Genomic DNA, 19,173 nt, shown 5'->3' with positions numbered 1-19,173 from the left:
GGTTTTGATATGTCTCGATTTATCGATAGACGCCCTAACGGGCGTCATAAGAGTGCTGTAAACCGACAACGTTTTATGCGTCGGTTTAAAAAGCAAATTCAAGAGGCTGTGCGAAATGCTATATCCGGCAGAAGTATCAAAGAAATAGATGAGGCTGGTGAAAAAATTACCATTCCTGCTCGAGATACTTCTGAGCCTAACTTTTCTTATGGGGATGGTGGCGTTCGTAATATTATTCTGCCTGGTAATAAAGATTTCATTCCTGGCGATCTCATTAAACGCCCGCCCTCCGGCAAAGGTGGTGGCAAAGGCTCCCAAGCCAGTCAATCCGGGGAAGGCACGGATGATTTTGTCTTTGAAATATCCAGAGACGAATTCTTAGAATTGTTTTTTGAAGATTTAGCACTGCCCAATTTGATAAAAACACAAATTGCAAAAATTCCATCCTATAAAATGGTGCGTGCAGGATTCACTCAAGAAGGTATCCCTGCAAACATTAATATTATTCGTTCATTAAGAGGCGCTTTAGGCAGAAGAATTGCTTTAGGTGCGCCTAAAAAAACTCGGATAGAAGAATTAGAGGCCCAATTATCTACATTGCGCCAAACAGATCCAAATTCCAAACAAATTCCTGTTATTGAAACAGAAATACAAGAACTAAAAACACGAATCAATGCTATTCCTTTCATTGATCCCTTTGATTTAAAATATTTTCATCGTATAAAACGCCCTCTGCCGTCAACGCAAGCGGTTATGTTCTGCTTAATGGACGTTTCTGGCAGTATGGATGAAGCAAAAAAAGACATTGCAAAACGCTTTTTTATTTTACTCTATCTGTTCTTATCAAGAAGTTATGAAAATGTTGAAGTTGTGTTTATACGACATCACACCTCTGCAAAAGAGGTAGATGAGGAAGAATTTTTCTACTCACGAGAAACAGGTGGCACCGTGGTATCAAGCGCTCTGGAACTCATGAACGATGTGATGAGAGAACGCTACCCCACTTCAGATTGGAACATATATGCCGCACAAGCATCAGATGGTGATAACTGGAACAATGACTCACCGCGTTGTCGCGATTTACTGATGAACAGCATCATGGACTATGTCCAATATTTTGCATATGTGGAAATAATGCCAAGACACCATCAAAGTTTATGGGAAGCTTATTTAGCCGTGAAAGACAGCTGTCCAAACTTCGCTATGCAACATATTGAAAATCTAAAGGATATTTATCCTGTATTCAGAGAGCTGTTCAAAAAGCAAGAATTCGCCTAAACCATAAATATTTTGTACCCAAAAGGCCACGCTATGGTAAAAAAAAATAAAGTAATCTCTGACTCTTCTGAGTGGACCTATGAACTACTTGAAGTATACGACAAAGAAATCGCCCGTATTGCGCAAAATTTCAAACTCGATACTTACCCCAATCAAGTAGAAGTGATTAGCGCAGAGCAAATGATGGATGCTTATTCATCCGTAGGTATGCCACTCGGATATAACCATTGGTCATTTGGTAAGCAATTTTTAAATGTAGAAAAAAGTTACAAGCGTGGCTACATGGGTCTTGCTTATGAATTAGTCATTAATTCAAATCCCTGTATTGCTTACTTGATGGAAGAAAACACACTGCCTATGCAAGCGCTTGTTATTGCACATGCTTGCTATGGCCATAATTCTTTCTTTAAAAATAACTACTTATTTAAAACCTGGACAAGCCCAGACTCCATTATTGATTACTTAGTTTTTGCTAAAAAATACGTTGCTGAATGTGAAGAAACCTACGGTATTGATATGGTAGAAGCAACATTAGATGCAGCGCATGCTTTAATGGGACAAGGTGTTGATCGGTACAAACGACCTTACAAAATTTCCCTGAGAGAAGAAAAAGCACGCCAAGCGACACGTTCTGAATATTTGCAATCTTTAGTCAATGATTTATGGCGCACCTTGCCTACCTCCCCCTTAAAAGAAAAAGAAGAAAAAGAACAACATTTCCCAGAAGAACCGCAAGAAAATATTTTGTATTTCATTGAAAAAAATGCACCACTCTTAGAGCCTTGGCAACGAGAACTCATTCGCATCGTGCGTAAAATGGCGCAATACTTCTATCCACAACGGCAAACAAAGGTAATGAATGAAGGTTGGGCCACCTTTTGGCATTACACCATTATTAATCAAATGTATGAAGAAGGTCTTGTGAACGACGATTTTATGATGCAGTTCTTACACAGCCATACCAATGTCGTTTACCAACCTCCTTTTGATAGCCCTTATTATTCTGGACTTAATCCTTATACACTGGGTTTCATGATGTTTACAGATATCAAACGAATCTGTGAAAATCCAACCGATGAAGATAGAAAATGGTTCCCAGATATTGCTGGCTCAGACTGGTTAGAAACACTCGATTTCGCAATGAAAAATTTCAAAGATGAAAGTTTCATTGCCCAATATCTGTCCCCCAAAGTAATGAGGGATCTAAAATTATTTTTCATTCTGGATAATGATCAGAAAGAATCATTAGAGGTAAATGCCATTCACAACGATGAAGGCTATCAGAAAGTAAGACAAACGCTTTCTGAACATTATAACATTGGTAATATTGAACCAGATATTCAAGTTTATCATGTTGACAGACGAGGTGATCGATCTTTAATACTTCGTTATACCCAACATAATAGACGTCCTTTAGCAGAAGAAACAACGCAAGAGGTTCTAAAGCATTTATATAGTTTATGGGGCTTCCCCGTTAAACTTGAAACCTTAGAAGAAAATGGAAAAGTATTGATGACTTATCAGTGCCCGCCTGTTCCAAAGCCTGTAACAACTGAATAAGATATGAAAGCAAAATATTATATTTTACTCTCTATCTTTATCATTGGCGGCGCAAGTGTCTGGCTTTATTCATCTCAAAGCTCAATCGAAACGAATAAAGCTCAGACCAATCAACTGATCACTGTTAAAACTATCCGAGTTCAAACTCAAGATATTTCCGATGAAATCGAAGCATTGGGTACTACTTATGCAGATGAAGCCGTTAACATTACTGCGGATGTAACAGACACAATATCTGAGATTAGCTTTAAGGATGGGCAATTTGTAAAAAAAGGTGACGTGCTGGTCAGGTTAAGTCAAGAAGAAGAACTGGCTCAAAAACAAGGTATTGAAGCTCAATTATTAGAACATGAGCGTGAGCTAAAGAGACTCAATGACTTACTTAAACGTAACGCCACAGCTCAGCGAGAATTTGATGCTCGAAAAACCTTAGTTGCTATCTCAAAATATCGCCTTAGTGAAATAAATGCAAAAATCAGAGATAGGACAATACGCGCTCCTTTTGATGGCATACTTGGCCTTAGGAAAATAAGTGTTGGCTCACTTGTTCGACCCGGTGATGTTATTACAACCTTAGATAATATCAGTCAAATAAAGCTTGATTTCTCTGTACCCTCTTCTTATCTAACGGTACTGAAAGAAGGCTCAACTATTTATGCAACAGCAGACGCTTTTGACAATAAGATTTTTCGAGGCACTGTCACAAAGATAAGTTCTCGCGTCGATCCCAGCACGCGCTCCATTGAAATCAGAGCCATACTTCCCAACCCCGATTTATCAATCAAACCAGGACTCTTAATGTCCATACAGCTTTTAAAAAATAAACGTAATGCCATACTTATCCCTGAGGAAGCAGTTACACAGCTGAAATCAGAGCATTTTGTCCATGTTGTACGAGATGACAATCATCAGATTGAAAGAAAAAGAATCACAATCGGTGTACGAAAACCAGGCTGGGTTGAAGCATTATCAGGTATCGAGCCTAATGCAAACGTAGTTATCAGAGGTTTCACCCGTATACAACCTGACCAAACTGTCAATATTGAAGAAATACCTTACGATCATTATTTAAAAACTAATAGTGCCACCACCCCGATATGATCTTATCTGACATTTCTATTAAACGTCCTGTATTAGCCATTGTACTCAATGTCCTCTTAGTTGTATTTGGCATTGTCTCTTTTTATAAATTACCGCTCAGAGAATACCCTAATATTGATCCTGCTGTTGTTTCTATTAGCACTCTCTATCCGGGCGCATCTTCAAGTATTGTAGAAACACGTGTTACACAGATTATCGAAGATAGAATAGCTGGCGTACAAGGCATACGCTCTATCGCAAGCAGCAGTGAAGATGGACGCTCACAAATTACTATTGAATTTCAAACGGGCCAAAATATTGACAATGCAACCAATGATATTCGTGATCGCGTTTCAACAGTACTCGATGAGCTGCCCCTAGAAGTTAATGCGCCTGAAATTCAAAAAGCAAGTGCAGATGATGACGTCATCGTCTGGTTCAATTTTTCAGCTACTAACCTGTCCGTCATGGAGCTTACAGATTACGCAAATCGCTATCTTGTTGATCAATTTTCAACCTTAGATGGTGTTGCAAGAGTACGTATTGCGGGCGCAAAAGATAAATCGCTACGCATCTGGATAGACAGAAAAGCGCTGGCTGCACGTAATCTTACCGTTGAAGACATAGAACAAAAATTACGCTCAGAAAATATAGAACTGCCAGCAGGCCAATTACAGTCTATTCAAAGAGACTTTACACTGCGCATAAAAAGACCTTTTGTTTCTGAAAATGAATTTCGAGATTTAGTATTAGCCAAGGGCGAAGATGGTTATCTTGTTAGGTTAAAGGATGTAGCACGTGTAGAGATTGCCCCCGTTGAAGAGCGCGGCTTCTTTAGAGGAAATGGCGCACCTATGATTGGCATAGGCATCATTAAACAATCAACAGCGAATACACTTACCGTTGCACATCTCGCTAAAGAGAAGCTTGCAAGCATCAATCAACAGTTACCTGACGGAATGCAGCTTGCACAAAGCTACGATAGCAGCGTTTTTATTGATAGTGCTATTCATGAAGTATATTTTACTTTATTTGTGGCAATGGGCTTAGTGATTATCATTATCTATTTGTTTCTAGGTAGTATCCGCTCCATGCTAATTCCTGCTGTGACATTACCTGTCTCACTCATTGCAACTTACATTATCTTGTTTGCCTTTGGCTTCACAATAAATCTACTCACCTTACTTGCACTTGTTCTTGCAATTGGATTAGTCGTAGACGATGCCATCGTTGTATTAGAAAACATTCATCGTCGATTTGAAAACGGCGAACATAAATTAGTTGCAGCCCTTAAAGGCACGCGCCAAGTAGGCTTTGCTGTGATTGCAACAACACTTGTGCTGGTAGCAGTATTTGTACCTATCACTTTTTTGGAAGGTAATGTTGGCAGGTTATTTTCGGAATTTGCTGTTGCAATGGCAGCATCGGTTATTTTCTCCAGCTTTGTAGCACTCACCTTGTGCTCCATGATGTCTTCTAAAATACTCTCTTCATCTGAGCGTAAAATATTTTTCACCCGTTGGATGGATAGCTTTATTGATTATGCACGAGAAAAATACATATCTTCTTTAAAATATTTTCTGCAAAAACCTTTTTTCATTTTATTAACCTTCTTCAGTATAGCTATTGCTTGCTATTTCTTAGTCAAAACAATCCCGGCTGAGTTTACCCCTAAAGAAGATAGAGGTGTTATTTTTCTTAGTATCTCAGGGCCAGAAGGTACTTCTGATGCTTATATGACTGAACATATGAACGAAATCGAAAAGCGATTAATGAAATATGTTGAAACAGGTGAATTTAATCGTTTGCTTATTAGAGCGCCACGATCACTCAACAATACGGCCTCTTTTAATACAGGTATCGGTATTATTGTTCTGAATGATTGGGCATCTGGCAGAAAACCTATTTGGGATTATGTCAAAGAATTACAAGAGCTGACTAAAGACTTAGTGGGTGTTAATATTTTCCCGGTTGTGCGACAAGGATTATCGCGCGGCACCAATAAAAGCGTTCAATTTGTGCTAGGGGGTGCCACCTATGAAGAGCTTGCTCAAATACGCGATATTATTTTAGAAAAAGTTAAAGAAAATGATAAATTAATTGATATTGATTATGACTATAAAGAAACAAAGCCACAAATCAGCATAAAAATTGATCGTAATCGGGCTGGCGATTTGGGTGTGCCCCTCATTGAAATCAATCGCAGTCTTGAAAGCTTATTAGGCTCTAGACGTGTCACGACTTTCACGCAACGTGGTGAAGAATACGATGTCATCATTGAAGGTGAAAAAACACTCCAGAAAACACCGATTGATATTAGTAATATTTATGTTCGTTCGCATCTTAGCAATCAACTCATCCCTCTTTCGAATCTCATCACACTTGAAGAATCTGCGGATGCAGCCACTTTAAATCGTTACAATCGCTTAAGAAGTATTACGATAGACGCAAATCTTGCTCAGGGATATGCGCTCAGCGATGCTTTGAACTATCTTGAAACAATCGTTAAAGATGCACAAAATGGCAAATCCGATACGATATCAATCGGATATAAAGGCGAATCTTTAGATTATAAAGAATCAGGTTCTTCAATATTTTATATTTTTATCTTGTCGTTAATCGTTGTCTTTTTAGTATTGGCAGGACAATTTGAAAGCTTTATTCACCCTTTCATTATTATGTTCACCGTTCCTTTAGCACTCTTTGGTGCTTTGCTTGGATTATGGCTCTTCAACCAAACACTCAATATCTACAGTGAAATTGGGCTTATTATGTTAGTAGGGCTTGCAACCAAAAATGGTATATTGATTGTTGAATTTATCAATCAATTACGAGATGAGGGTTTAAGTTTTTATAATGCCATTATTGAGGCATCGAAAATTAGATTTCGCCCCATTATCATGACATCTACAACAACTATCATAGGCGCACTGCCATTAATTTACTCTTTTGGGGCAGGCGCTGAAACGCGCTATGTGCTTGGACTTGTGATTCTCTTTGGTGTGCTCATTATGACTTTTTTCACACTCTTCATCATACCTGTTGTGTATCAGCTGTTTGCCAAAAACACCAGCACGCCTTTAGCGGTTACACATCAATTAGAAGAGTTGCTAAAAGAAAGTCCTAAGTCCTAATTTTTGAAAAACTAATAAGTTAAAAAGCTAATTATATGCATTTAGTTAATTGTCTAATATTGAGGCAACGATAAAACTATTAAGTCGTATTCTTTAAAATACGATATAAATTTAAAAAATTTATTATTAAATTCAATTAATTAGGAAACAATAGTTTTAGTGTATCTGCACATATGTTTTACTCAGCTATTTATCATTACAAATTGACTAAGTAACAGTGCCTCCGTAAAATGTTGATTTTTATTTGTAAACCTACCCAACATAATGATAGAACTAATAAAAACAAGCCTTTCTTTATACTTCTTTATCCCCGTTTTAGCCATTGTTGGCCTCTATTTTTCCATCAAATTACGATTTGTACAAATTACGCATATATCACGTGCGTGGTCATTCTTCATTGGCGATAGAGAGCTCAAAGAAGATGGTCATGCGACTTCATTTAGCGCATTATCCGCGGTGTTGGGTGGCAACCTTGGAACCGGAAATATCGCTGGTATTGCTGTTGCACTTACAATGGGTGGTCCAGGGGCACTATTTTGGATGTGGGTTATGGCAATCCTTGGCTCCGTCCTAAAATTTGTGGGTTGTACTTTGGGTGTTTTATATCGCACCCGAGATGAAGCAGGAGAATATGTGGGTGGGCCTATGTATTACCTACATAGAGCACTTGGCCTTAAAAAGACCGCTAAATTCTTTTGTATTATTACAATTCTCACAGCATTTACAGTTGGAAACTTTGTGCAAATGAATTCTCTTGCCCTTCCTATTATGGAGGCAGGTATCCATCCAATGCTGATTGGCGTGCTTATGTCCATCTTAGTCGGTGGTGTTATTTTAGGCGGATTACACCGATTTTCTGCAGTTGTCTCCAGAGTGGTTCCATTAATGGCTCTCTTCTATATAGTAGCCTGTGGATCACTGATACTGATGAACTTCGAAAAAATCATTCCTTCTCTTGCATTGATCTTAAAAGCTGCATTTCAACCCTTACCCATGGCATCAGGTGTCATTGGCTACACCGTATTAGAAGGCATAAGAACTGGATTTGACAGAGGCTTGTTTGCAACAGATTGCGGTGTCGGTATTGCACCTATTTTACACTCATCTGTTGACAGCAAAACAAACCGTGTACGCACAGCATTGACTCAAGGTTTGATTAGTACACTTTCACCATTAATTGTCATGATCGTGTGCATGCTGACAGGCTTGGTCTTGATGGTAACAGACGCATGGCTTATTACTGACTTAGAAAGCACAAATGTATGTATTGAGGCCTTCAAAAAAGGTTTTGGATATGATTGGGCCGGACATTTAATCACTATCACACTCTTTTTCTTTGCTTTTACTACTATTTTGACATGGTCATTTTGTGCGGATAAAGCAATTGAATTTTTATTTAGTCGTAAATATATTAAAGTTTTTCAATATATCTTTATTTTATCCATCCCATTGGGTGCTTACTTCACTGTAACTTTTGTATGGACATTAGCAGATTTATTCATGAACTTGATGTTGTTGATTAATATCTCTGCACTTGTGCTGCTATTCAATCGTGTATTGCGTTTGATTAAGAAACCAGACTGGAATATGGTAATGAAGAAGGCAAGCAAATCAGATACAGCTAGGATAGTTTAAAGTAACAAGGGGGCGGACACGCTTTGCTTTGTCCGCCCTACAATACTCTCAAAATTCATAGAAAAATAAACCAACTATATCCCTCCCTTTGCAAAGCGCTTTCCATTATTTAGGGGCTTAAACACACGATATCGTGTCGAGTCGAGATTGGATTCATTATCTCTGGTTTAGTAATTGTTTGACTGATTTCATAAATACGTTTAAGAGAAGTGCTAGACTCCACATAAATAGGTTGATAAGGAATATGAGTATCAACAAATTTCCCCTGCATCGTCAAGTCGCAACTTAAAAGTCCTCCATGGGCTTTTATGAGTTCAATGTTATACCGAATCATTTCTAAATAATCATTTTTTTGGCTATCGCTTACTAAAGATAAATCATGGCAAAGTTTCATCGACGCTTCATACTGAGAGGCAGTATAACAACGAGGTAAATCTAATTTATGGGCCACCGATAGAATTCGATAATAAAAATTTCTGCGTTGACGCTCGCTGGCGTCAGGATGGTTATTAATACCAAATGCACCGTCAGATTGCTTTTCATAACTGGGATTTCCCATATATCGAACAACATGTTTTACACGTTCTGCCATGTGTGCGACCTCAGGCAACTGCATATTTTTTGTTTTATTCACGAAATCTATAAAATGAGTGGCTGATGACTCTCGATATCTATCATATCGTTCAAGATCGCTACCAGCATTAATCTCACTTTCTCGACCAGTTACACTAAAAGCGGCCGCAACTCGAAGCCATTCTATTTCTTCTAAAGAACATTCTTGACAAAACTCTTTAAAATCATCCTCTATCGCATATCGAGAAAAATAATGAATCACTAATTCAATGGCATTTTTCACCCTAAATACATGCGGTAGATTATGATTAGGTCGGTTAATATTTTTATCTCCTATCTTAATAGTACTCGGACACTCTTTATATGGCTTAGATAAATAATGTTCTAATGCCCATTGAAGCGCCTGATCTGACCAATATTGATTTGCCTTTTCTAATGAAGGGCTATTTATGATTCGTGCAACATAAAATCCAGGCCCTTGAGTGGTTATGATTTGTTCTCCTTGTGAAAAAAGAACCTCATTTTCAAGCTTATTTACAATTGGGAGTACGCTAGGAGGATTTTCTAACTTTGTTCGAACCATTCCTGCTTTTTGAAAAGCAACCGATCCTTTTTTGCTTGCACTAAAACTAGTCAACGCCGGAAAATACCAAGGATTCGCTAAACGCCCGGCAAGTACTTCGTTTGTTAAAAACTCAGCTCTATCAAGAAGAATATCCTCGACTTGAGGAGGAATTGCTAAATTATTAAGTTTATTAGTTGCATCATTAATTAAACAACCCAATATAAAACAAAGTAATGCTTCTTTATTTTTATGTTCTGCAACTTTGATAATTGAAAATTTATCATCAAGTGCCTCAGCTCGGAAAACAAGCCCAATATTTTTATATCGATAATTACCTATATACGTATACAATGCTTTTTTCAAACAATCATTTAATGTTTGTACAGTCTTTTCTGCACGACCAAGCATTTCATCCCATTCTGAATAAATTGATTTAATCATTTTATCTATTGAGTTTAGGAGAGAATCATTGAGTTCTAACTGGCTTAAATTGGCATTTCTTAGGAGTAAGCTTATATTGATAGTCTCCTGATTGGGAAGCGTCAATACATAACAACGCCAATCAGTGTAATCAAGACGAACACCCTCTCCATTACATTCAGCTATTTGTTTTAGAATGCGCTCAATTTCGTAAGTAGCAGATGCCTTCTTAAGAGGGCCTTCCACAAAGCTGAACTCCTCTCTTAAAAGAGCGTTCAATTCTTTTTTCTGCTGGATAAACCCTTCATCAATGGGCGTTAAAATGACATTTGTATCAGCATATTGAACTAGTTTTTTAATTTTTCTTATAATTAGGCTACGATTAGGATTTAAAACAGTTAATAATGAAAATATATCATTAAATAATGAAACATGATCTTTGGGATTAAAAATGATTAAATTATTTATGATATATTGGGCAAAATCAGGATAAAGTATAGAAGCATGATAAAAAGATTTAAACTGCGTGTAAGGAAATACACCCGCATTAAAACTTCTACATTTTATTAAGAATAACTCAATATTTTCTATATTATCCAAAAATTTCTGATACAACAATGGGTATTCTGTATATTCAAAACCTATTTCTTTAAGCAGCTCAAATCCTTCAGCTATTTGATCAGCCATAGAGGGTCTGTTTGTTAATTTCCAGTAAAGCTGCTCATGTTCTTCTAAGTTAAAACCAGAGTCTTTTAATAAAAGAAATCCCTTGAGGAGCTTTAATGAATAATCAGAATTGTTTATTACAGACAAAAAAAGAATCTTGCTTTTTTCTAAGGGAAAACCAAAGTTTTCAATTTCTTTATAGCACCCTATACATTCTTTAGCTTTTTCAGGCATAGCTGCTATTACATCATAAAGCAATGAATGGCTCTCATAGCTAAATCCCGCTTCTTTTAAATCTTTAAAAGCCTGAACAAGTTTTCTAGCCTGATGAGGATAATCAATTAAACTATCATAATATCTTTGATGCTGAGTATAGCTATATCCCATTTCTTTAAAATTTTGAATACATTCAATCAATTCTCTAGCAAAAGAAGCTTGATGCATTAAATTGATATACATCTTTTTACATTCAGAATAGTAAAATCCCTTTTCTTTTAAATATTTCAAAGATTCCATTAATTCTTTAGCGTAACCAGAATACTCAATCAATTTTGAATAGATGATTTCATCTGTAAATCCCATCTCATTGAGTTCTTTTAAATACGGAAATAAATGATGAGCCTCTTTTGATTTTTCAATCATTGGCTGAAGCAAAAATAAGCCTTTTGTATTAAGAGGAGCTTCTATTTTTTCAAAACATCCAAAACTTTCAGTTAAATCTTTAGTATAACAAGCATATTTAATTCCTTTGCAATAGTATATTTCATATTCCTCGAAAACATATCCGCATGCTTTTAATTGTTTAAAATAATCCACCAAATCTTTCGCATAGTTGGGATTATTCAGAAGTCCCATGTACAATTTGCTGTGTTCTGCTTCATTCCACCCCGCTTCTTCGAGCAAGCAAAAACATTCATGTAATGTTTCAATAGAAATTTTAGTATAAAGCGGATCTTTAATTACCGTTTGATATTTTTCTTCAAGTGATTGATTGTTAAATTTTATTTGGTTTTCTGCACTGTCTTGAGCTTTCTTTTTTTTATACATTAAATTAATATCTTCAGAGTAATCCATTTCATCTCTTTTTCGTTTCATCTCTGTGTCTGGACCGGACTTCATGTTTACCTCACGAATACATAATGACTTAATGAATAATCAAAAATACCCATTTTACCAAAGTTGATCGTCTAAATTAAGATAAGGAGTCAACTCTTGTCTTGATAAAGACAACGTTGGTCAAGTACTGAAGAAGTATTAGGCATAGAGTATGCTACTTTATTCGCGATGGCTTGCTTTGGGCCCACCAAAACAACATGAAAAACCAGCTCAAGAATATCCGCTATCAGAGCAATAAAAGCTTAAGGTTATATCCCCCAAAATTTCGCATATTGACAACCCCAACATCAAAGATAAGATATTGTCCCTTGATGCCAAGCAAAGATCCTTCAATTCTAGGAGTCTTATCAAAAGATAAAGAAGTCACTTTGCTTGGATATTTTAAAACTGGATACTGAAATTCAAAAACCTCATCTGAACGAACAATGTTAATCTGTTCGTTAGGAAATTCGGTGCGTGTTTTTTCAAGTAAATCTTGAGTTGCTGTAATCAGTTTATGTTTTTCTGCAACAAGATTGAGTGGCGGTATCCCCCCCTTCAACATCGCTTGCCAACTGGTTCTATCAGACATACTTTTACCCATTTCAGCTTCAATAATTCCAGAGATACGACGTGTAGAAACCTCAAAAACAGGAATAGCAGCAACAGCACCTTGATCAATCCATCGCGTAGGTACTTGGTTTTTTCGTGTAATACCAATTTTTAAACCAGATGTATTGGATAAGTATACGACATGAGGAATCATACAATGTGTCTCTCCCCACAGAGGCTCTCGACAAGTGCCTTTATGATAATGGCACAATACAGGCTTAAGAATGCATAAGTCGCATTGTGCTAATTTCCGAGTGCAGGGAAAACAATAACCTTGTTGGAAGCTTTTTTTGATCTCGCGACCACAAGCAATACACTGAATAAGACCAGTAAACTCTAATGCGAATGATTTACCAATTAAATCATTCAATGGCAATAAAAATTCTCCAAGGGGAAGCGCATAAGATACTGGCGATGTATGAGACACCACCATTTTAGAAAGTCTACCAATTTTATTCACAAATACAACTATTAAGATAAGTTTCTTTAACGAACTATACCATAATTATCAGCTTATAATATATCATTCAAACTATCCGGTTTCTCTGCGTCGTTTGGTGTTTTTCTAAGTACTTTATATTTACCGGCATGAAAGCCACGCGTCATGTTAACCTGGCGATCTGAGACAACAACAATATTCCTTCCTTGTTCTTTTGCATGATAAAGTGCTTCATCACCCGCCGATACCAGTGATTCTGAAGTAAAAGGAACGTCGGGCGATGAGGTTGATACGCCAATACTTAAGGTCACAAAACCCCTCAGCGTACCAATATTTTTAAGTTCTAATAACTGTACTGCCCCTCGAATCCTTTCTGCAATCGCAGCTGCCACTGCTTGCTCTGTCTCTGGAAGAATAATGGCAAACTCTTCTCCACCATATCGAGCAATAATATTTTTACTGCCTTCCACAGGGGATTTGAAAGTACTTGCTACTTTCTGCAAACAAATATCACCGGCTTGATGTCCATAAGTATCATTATAGGTTTTGAAATGATCTACATCGATCATTAAAAGAGAAACAGGCTTTCTATTCTGTATTGCTTGACGGCAGATGCGCTCTAAATTTTCTTCAAACGCTCTTCGATTTGCCAAGAGTGTAAGCGGATCTTTCAGTGATAACTCCGACAATAATTGATTAGAAAGTAATAATTTATCATTTACTTCCCTCAATTGATGTCCAAAATCAATGAGATTCTGCCTATAAGATACCAGTCTACGCATTGCCTTGATAGTTGCTTTTAATAATTGAATCGACATCGGCTTACGCAGAAAAAAATCTGCACCTGCCTCGATTGCTTTTGCGATTGTGTCATCCTCTAAGTTTTTACTCATAAAGACAACAGGAATCCAATCTGTAAAATCATAGCAATTTTCTTTTATCTTCTTTGTTGTCTCAAAACCATTTATATGTGATAAATCTTCACTGATCAAAACCAAATCAGGCTGCTCGATGCTGAATTTTTCTATTGCATCTATACCATCTAATGCAAAAATTGATTTATGTCCCAGTTCTAAAAAATTTTTCTCTATCATTGCTAGATTTACATTATCGTCATCACAGATAAGTATCTTCATGAAAGCTGCCTATATTGCCAGTTCTTAACCATTGAAAATGTCTTTATTAGATTAAAGGATAGAGCAATAAGAACATTTTTTAGGAAAAAACGAAGAAAAAGGTTCATTTTTATCAGATTGGATAAAAATGAACCTTCTCTTATTATGTAGGGACAGCCCCTACGAATTCAGCACTTAACTGACCAGCATTACTCTCGTATGGAGTAATTTCTTCGACTTTTTTAGCTCGTTTTCTTCTTTACATACTGTCCAGGAGCATCCTCAAGAGGAGGATAAGTCGCAGAACCAGGTATTCTAGCAGCAATGGATTCTCCAGAGCGATTGAGTAACCATTCTCCCCAATGCGTCCACCATGAGCCTGGAAAGCTTTGAGCATGCGCTAGCCATTCTTCTGCTGTTTGATATTGTCTGGTATTTTTTGAGGTGTATTTATAACCATATTTCTGATTATTTGGAGGATTCACAACACCTGCAATGTGGCCTGATCCACCTAATACAAAGGTAAGATCACCTTGTAAAGCAAGTGCACCTTTAAACGTTGTTTGCCATGGCGCAATATGATCTTGCTCTGTAGATAAAAAATATGAAGGCACAGCCACTTTACTTAAATCAATAGGTGTATCTGCTAACACTAATTGGTTAGGCTTAACCAGATTATTTTTTAAATACATATTTTCTAAATAGAATTTATGCATTTCATAAGGTAAATTGACGTTATCACAATTCCAATAAAGTAAATCAAAAGGAAAAGGTTGTTTACCACATAAATAATTATTGATATAAAAAGACCAGAACAGATCGTTAGCACGCAACAAATTAAAAGTCAGCATCAATCGTCTGCCACTCAATACACCTTCTCTTTCCATCAATTTGCTTAGATTATTCACCTGCTGTTCATCAATGAAAACTTCAACATCGCCGGTATAAGAGAAATCTATTAGTGATGTCAAATAAGTTGTTGATTGAATATCATTTCTATTGTGTGCTTTGAGATAACCCATGGTTGCAGCCAAAAGCGTGCCACCAATACAAAATCCAAGTGCATTAATACTAGATTGATTGGTGATCTCTTTAACCACTTTGGTCGCTTCTAATACACCCGCTTGCATATAATCTGCAAATGACGTGTATTTGTAGCTTATATCTGGATTTACCCAAGAAATAATGAAAACTGTGAAACCTTGATCAACAATCCATTTTACAAATGAATTTTTTTCTTTCAAATCTAAAATATAATATTTATTAATCCAAGGCGGAACAATAAGTAATGGAATGGCATGGACATTTGGCGTTGTTGGAGAATATTGAATCAGTTCAAACATTCTATTTCTGTATACGACTTTGCCTTTGGTGACAGCAATGTTATCGCCAACAGCAAATGCCTGCATATCTGTCATTTTAAACTGATACTGACTACCATTTTGAACCACATCTTTCATAAAGTTTTGAAAGCCTTGAACAACACTTTCTCCTTTAGACAACAAGGTTTGTCTAACGACTTCTGGATTTGTTAAATGAAAATTACTCGGAGACAAGCCATCGATCCAAAATTGAGTAAAGAAATCGACTTGCTTATTTAAACGGCTATTTTCAGTTTGATGCCCAGTCATAAATTTCTGCATATGCTTTGAAAACAGCAAGTAATTTTGCATCCAGAAACTATAAAGTGGTTGCTTGTGCCAATCTTCACTTTGAAAACGTCTATCGGCTAAATCTGGTTTAATATAGGGCACATTGTCATCTGATGTGGGCGTATCTGTTTTATCTTTAAATTGCCCCTGAAAATGCTCAACAAACTTAAAATAATCTTGCACATAATCAGATTGTACTTGCATGAAATGACTCACATCGCAAGACTGCATCCACTGCATATATTTATTCATAATATTTTGAAATTGAGCCATTGCAAATTCTAAGTCAGTTGGTTTATTGTCAAGATAGTGACTTAAAAATTGTTGATATAGTTCAACGAATTCTACGTTGGTAAGTTTTATATTTTCTGTAATCATGATTCCATTCATATTGAAAGCAGTGATGTGAGGTTAATGAATCTAAGCTTGTCAGCTATGCAACGATAAATTATGCTATCAACAAACAAGTATTACAACAAGCTAGATGTAACTTCACACAATGTTAGAATCCGAACTTCGAATTAATATCGTTAATACCTTTGATTCTTTGACAACACACGTTAATGCGCTTTGTGATGCCATTATGGCAGATGCACACTTAGTCTCTTGGATGCAAGAACAAGAAAAACTCATCTCCCCTTCTTCTTCTCATCGTGATATGGCCTGTGCAATTATTCGGCAACTGGAATATCTTGATAATCAAGCCCCCAGAGAAATTCTTATTTCAGCAGGCTTTATAGGCGCATCTCAGCATACGCTACAATTAGTTTCTGAACTTAATGATAAAAAAAATGCTTTCAAGCAGGCAATGTTATCTCTAAAAGCATTGAAACTATCAACGAAAGACAATTATCTACTAAAAGAATTCAATGTTATACTCAAGAAGCGTTCTCAAACAGCAGTCCATACACTACAACCATTGGGCTTATCAAGAATACATTTAAAGCAATGCTATCGACAAATCCCCATTTTAGAAAGCGCTCCGCAAAAGATCAGTTGGACTTGGGCACATACGCGTTCTATCAAAAAAATTACATTTCAAGAAGCTGAAAAATTACTCATGCAAAAAGGCAATAGCCAAAGTATTGAGCTACAACGTAAAAAACTATACAGTCTTTCTCCACATGAACACCTGGCGATTATTCAAGAACTTGCCCCTCATTTGAGAGCCAATATTGTTCTCAATATAGATAATCATATTAAGCGTCTCATGATTAAAGGCCCTATGCCCATTTTCTTCCCTGCAGATAGCAATACACCTTATCCTAATTTTAAAGCTCCCAAACTCAAACAAGAAAAAGATAAAAACAGGGTCATTCGCAACGATGTAAAAATAGATCCTACGCCATTTTTACCCGCTATCCGAGCACATAGGTATATTCATAGTTTTTGACCGCACCTAAGATCTACGAAATACACACATCTTGTGTGTAAGGTCTGACATACTTATCGCTTTATGTGCCCTTAGAGTACATTCAGGGAACGTCATTGCGAGAAGCGTAGCGACGAAGCAATCTATCCAGAAATCTTTAAGAAGAGCGCGGTAAGAAAGACTTTATAGTTTATCCCTTATTTCATCTTTTTCTAGCATCTTTTGCTCGCAACGACGGGGCATTAGAGCGTTTTGATTCGTTGCACTCATCGAGAACAACGAAGTGCTGCTGTCTCCTCCAAAGTGCTCTGTACGTCCATTTTTTCACTCGTGTGATTTATATAAGTATCCAACCCATCTCTTACTGCTCTGTATTGATACAAAATTGGTTTAGCATTCTGTGCTTCAATGGTTTCTTCCATCTTAACACTTATTTTTTCTTCATCGTCACTTTTAAATTCCTGTTTATACACATTGACACAAATTGCCAATACAGGAACAATCAACAAATATCCCAAAGGAATTAAAGCAAGATAAGGTGTAAAAAGAATCGTAGGTAGCCAAAAATGCGGCAACGGCAAGAGTGGCAAACTAAATATAGCTAATAACCCACCATAAATCAAAATATTTAACGACGCTCTTGATGCATAGGATGCAGCATTATTTCTATCATTGGGCGCTAGCTCCAATAGAAATTTCGTTATCGGTCTCATGATATAATAAAAGCATTCATTTACTATTGTTCGTAAAAAACGATATGGCATGAGCAGCAAAAATATAATATTTAAACTAAATACAATAGCACTCATGGGAAAGGCAATCAGACCATTTTTTAAATCACCCGTGTTTTCTGATAAGTATTGAATCCAATATCTTAAGCGTTGCATATTCGCTTTAAAATAATATATCTCCATCTGTAAAAATAAAGGTAAGCGATTGCTCCCATTTAAAAAATACCAAAGCAAATTTGGTTTATAATTATTTTTTTGATCTTTTGTGTGTCCCACAGTGATAGGCGCATGTTCTGAATGAAGCTGAGCCATAAGCCATTTTAAATTCTCTTTATATAAAAACTGGTCTGGCTCGTTTATTAACCCTTGCTGCAACTTATCATGCATATATAAAATCAATGTTTTTTGCAACAATTTCTTAATAATTGCAACGTAATTTCCTGGATAAAATGAGCTAAGCGTAAAACCATGCTGCTGATAATAAATATTTTTGAAGCAGGCATTCTCAAAATCTTTTACCAAAGCATCAATATGCTCTAATCCATTAAGCAATGGTAATAGCTTTTCTGAAGGATATTCTATATCTCTAGAAATATAAGAAAAATACTGGCGCAGGAAAATAATTTGCAATTGTAAATTTGAAATTTTTTGCTTTGCAAAAAACTCTTTTTCCACCAATCTAATAACATAAGATTTTAAATGCTCAGAATAGTAATCCAAAAACCATCTTTGTTGCTGGTCATTCAGAAATAATGTCTTCGCATAAGGATATATAATCGAGTTTACATCTAAGCAAGGCTCGTCTGTATTAGACATTTTGCCCATCCTCCCTGAAGGACGGTATTGTCTTTACCTTACCTAAATTAAGTCAAGATTACCGTCAGCAAATCGATGAGAAAAATATCGGAGATATGATCGCTATGCCAGACGTTAATAGGCAAAATTAAATACCACATTTGCTTAAGAGAATCAAAAAAGTTATTCAACAAACAATAAAAATGATACGAAACCAAAGCTCTAATTAACAGCTATTCATCAAAATTTCTCCTATCTCTTAAGATACTTTGCAGTAAAGAATAATATTTCTGAGTATTCTCAATTAAAAATTATTCTCTCCTACTGTGCCGTGCATACACACTGAGCGAATGCAAAATAAGCCATAAACATAAAAATAGCAAAAACTCAATTTATATCAGACATTCTTTAAAATATTCTTGACCTTATTATCAAAAAGCATTAGGTTGGC

11 protein-coding genes are annotated in these 19,173 nt (G+C 36.3%); 6 read left to right on the top strand and 5 right to left on the bottom strand.

Annotated elements, in window-relative coordinates; translation table 11 throughout:
* Window positions 1-9: 9 nt before the first annotated feature.
* From CC99x_RS03645 to CC99x_RS03625, 5 genes are all read left to right on the top strand, one after another.
* Window positions 10-1,278, top strand: coding sequence for a YeaH/YhbH family protein (locus CC99x_RS03645; RefSeq protein ID WP_057625346.1), 1,269 nt, complete (start codon window positions 10-12; stop codon window positions 1,276-1,278).
* A 33-nt stretch (window positions 1,279-1,311) separates the two neighbouring features.
* Window positions 1,312-2,838, top strand: coding sequence for a SpoVR family protein (locus CC99x_RS03640; protein ID WP_057625347.1), 1,527 nt, complete (start codon window positions 1,312-1,314; stop codon window positions 2,836-2,838).
* A 3-nt stretch (window positions 2,839-2,841) separates the two neighbouring features.
* The gene (locus CC99x_RS03635; protein ID WP_057625348.1) at window positions 2,842-3,939 is read left to right on the top strand and encodes an efflux RND transporter periplasmic adaptor subunit; all 1,098 of its coding nucleotides are present in this window, start codon (window positions 2,842-2,844) and stop codon (window positions 3,937-3,939) included.
* The gene (locus tag CC99x_RS03630; protein ID WP_057625349.1) at window positions 3,936-7,052 is read left to right on the top strand and encodes an efflux RND transporter permease subunit; all 3,117 of its coding nucleotides are present in this window, start codon (window positions 3,936-3,938) and stop codon (window positions 7,050-7,052) included. Before CC99x_RS03635 ends, CC99x_RS03630 begins: the two co-directional genes overlap by 4 nt.
* 264 nt (window positions 7,053-7,316) lie before the next feature.
* Complete coding sequence (locus CC99x_RS03625; protein ID WP_057625350.1) at window positions 7,317-8,687, top strand: alanine/glycine:cation symporter family protein; 1,371 nt, start codon at window positions 7,317-7,319, stop codon at window positions 8,685-8,687.
* 109 nt (window positions 8,688-8,796) lie between these two features.
* Here the strand turns inward: CC99x_RS03625 and CC99x_RS03620 are convergent, their stop codons facing one another.
* The 4 genes from CC99x_RS03620 to CC99x_RS03605 all read right to left on the bottom strand — a co-directional run bounded on the left by CC99x_RS03620 (window position 8,797) and on the right by CC99x_RS03605 (window position 16,202).
* Window positions 8,797-11,958, bottom strand: a complete 3,162-nt coding sequence (locus CC99x_RS03620) for a SidE phosphodiesterase domain-containing protein (RefSeq protein WP_259596585.1) — start codon at window positions 11,956-11,958, stop codon at window positions 8,797-8,799.
* 295 nt (window positions 11,959-12,253) lie between these two features.
* A complete protein-coding gene (locus tag CC99x_RS03615) occupies window positions 12,254-13,078 on the bottom strand; it encodes a DUF2797 domain-containing protein (RefSeq protein WP_200953501.1) in 825 nt (274 codons plus the stop codon).
* Between the two features lie 53 nt (window positions 13,079-13,131).
* Window positions 13,132-14,193 carry a GGDEF domain-containing response regulator gene (locus CC99x_RS03610; RefSeq protein ID WP_057625353.1) on the bottom strand — a complete coding sequence of 354 codons (1,062 nt, stop codon included), beginning with the start codon at window positions 14,191-14,193 and terminating at the stop codon, window positions 13,132-13,134.
* 221 nt (window positions 14,194-14,414) lie between these two features.
* Window positions 14,415-16,202 (bottom strand): PHA/PHB synthase family protein, encoded by a 1,788-nt coding sequence (locus tag CC99x_RS03605; RefSeq protein WP_077065486.1) that lies wholly within the window; start codon window positions 16,200-16,202, stop codon window positions 14,415-14,417.
* A gap of 121 nt (window positions 16,203-16,323) precedes the next feature.
* Here CC99x_RS03605 and CC99x_RS03600 point away from each other — a divergent pair, with 121 nt between their 5' ends.
* Window positions 16,324-17,217 (top strand): hypothetical protein, encoded by an 894-nt coding sequence (locus tag CC99x_RS03600; protein WP_057625355.1) that lies wholly within the window; start codon window positions 16,324-16,326, stop codon window positions 17,215-17,217.
* Window positions 17,218-17,462: 245 nt separating this feature from the next.
* On the opposite strand, the gene CC99x_RS03595 is transcribed toward CC99x_RS03600, so the two are convergent.
* Window positions 17,463-18,743: a hypothetical protein gene (locus CC99x_RS03595; RefSeq protein ID WP_057625356.1), complete on the bottom strand. Its 1,281-nt coding sequence runs from the start codon at window positions 18,741-18,743 to the stop codon at window positions 17,463-17,465.
* Window positions 18,744-19,173 lie beyond the last annotated feature (430 nt).

This window comes from Candidatus Berkiella cookevillensis (assembly GCF_001431315.2).
GTDB classification, from domain to species: Bacteria; Pseudomonadota; Gammaproteobacteria; order Berkiellales; family Berkiellaceae; genus Berkiella_A; species Berkiella_A cookevillensis.
The sequence above is the reverse complement of the archived record's forward strand: the minus strand, read 5'-3'. Positions and strand labels throughout refer to the sequence as shown.

What these genes read in the sequence shown, in the direction of transcription:
- CC99x_RS03645 (WP_057625346.1), top strand. Translation starts at nt 10, where the DNA reads ATGTCTCGATTTATCGATAGACGCCCTAACGGGCGTCATAAGAGTGCT.
- CC99x_RS03610 (WP_057625353.1), bottom strand. Translation starts at nt 14,193, where the DNA reads ATGAAGATACTTATCTGTGATGACGATAATGTAAATCTAGCAATGATA.
- CC99x_RS03635 (WP_057625348.1), top strand. Translation starts at nt 2,842, where the DNA reads ATGAAAGCAAAATATTATATTTTACTCTCTATCTTTATCATTGGCGGC.
- CC99x_RS03620 (WP_259596585.1), bottom strand. Translation starts at nt 11,958, where the DNA reads ATGTATAAAAAAAAGAAAGCTCAAGACAGTGCAGAAAACCAAATAAAA.
- CC99x_RS03600 (WP_057625355.1), top strand. Translation starts at nt 16,324, where the DNA reads ATGTTAGAATCCGAACTTCGAATTAATATCGTTAATACCTTTGATTCT.
- CC99x_RS03605 (WP_077065486.1), bottom strand. Translation starts at nt 16,202, where the DNA reads ATGATTACAGAAAATATAAAACTTACCAACGTAGAATTCGTTGAACTA.
- CC99x_RS03595 (WP_057625356.1), bottom strand. Translation starts at nt 18,743, where the DNA reads ATGTCTAATACAGACGAGCCTTGCTTAGATGTAAACTCGATTATATAT.
- CC99x_RS03640 (WP_057625347.1), top strand. Translation starts at nt 1,312, where the DNA reads ATGGTAAAAAAAAATAAAGTAATCTCTGACTCTTCTGAGTGGACCTAT.
- CC99x_RS03625 (WP_057625350.1), top strand. Translation starts at nt 7,317, where the DNA reads ATGATAGAACTAATAAAAACAAGCCTTTCTTTATACTTCTTTATCCCC.
- CC99x_RS03630 (WP_057625349.1), top strand. Translation starts at nt 3,936, where the DNA reads ATGATCTTATCTGACATTTCTATTAAACGTCCTGTATTAGCCATTGTA.